This window comes from Myroides sp. LoEW2-1 (assembly GCF_009767705.1).
GTDB lineage: Bacteria > Bacteroidota > Bacteroidia > Flavobacteriales > Flavobacteriaceae > Flavobacterium > Flavobacterium album_A.
In genome coordinates this window covers 1-642 of the sequence record NZ_WSPP01000359.1, presented here as the reverse complement: position 1 = coordinate 642, position 642 = coordinate 1, and the positions used below count along the sequence as shown (strand labels likewise).

Below are 642 nucleotides of genomic sequence, written 5' to 3'. Positions count from 1 at the left end.
TGTATTAAAATCTGATCAGAAGTGGAGTATGAAAACTTATGCCCTAATTTGTATAGCATCTATTATTCCTTTTGGAACATTTGTGATGGAAAAAAGAGTTCTAAGCAATGCTTAAAAAAAACAGTTCTCATGTAAATCAATAATTTAATCTGAGAAAAATACTATAACGAAATTATCACAAACACAAAATTGTGATTTATCTAAAAACCAAAAGCCATACTTTAAAGTATGGCTTTTTTAATTGCGTCTTGTAAGATATCACCATGATCAAATGCCAGCTCAGGCAATTCGTCAAGTGAGAACCAATCTAATTCCTTAGCGTCATCTGCAGCCTTTCCCTTCGTATTAGTATCTACTAAACCTATATAAGCGACACTAACAACATGCGAGCGTGGATCTCTAAATGGTTTGCCGTAAGCACCTAATTGACTTAAACTTTTACAGTCAATTGTAGTCTCTTCCAATAATTCGCGTTTTGCGGCTACCATTAAATCTTCATTTTCATCGACAAATCCTCCAGGTAAAGCCCATTTATCTTTAAATGGTTCATTTTTTCTTTTAATCAACAGTACTTTTACTTCAGTATTTTCTTTCTTAAGTAAAACAATGTCAACAGTGACAAATATTTTTGAGATATAAGAC

2 protein-coding genes are annotated in these 642 nt (G+C 32.2%); one reads left to right on the top strand and one right to left on the bottom strand.

Features of this window, described 5'->3' with window-relative positions:
* The coding region (locus GOQ24_RS15960) for a DUF3817 domain-containing protein (protein WP_160340144.1) at nucleotides 1–115 on the top strand (115 nt) is incomplete at its 5' end.
* A 106-nt stretch (nucleotides 116–221) separates the two neighbouring features.
* On the opposite strand, the gene GOQ24_RS15955 is transcribed toward GOQ24_RS15960, so the two are convergent.
* Nucleotides 222–635: an NUDIX domain-containing protein gene (locus GOQ24_RS15955; RefSeq protein WP_160340145.1), complete on the bottom strand. Its 414-nt coding sequence runs from the start codon at nucleotides 633–635 to the stop codon at nucleotides 222–224.
* Nucleotides 636–642 lie beyond the last annotated feature (7 nt).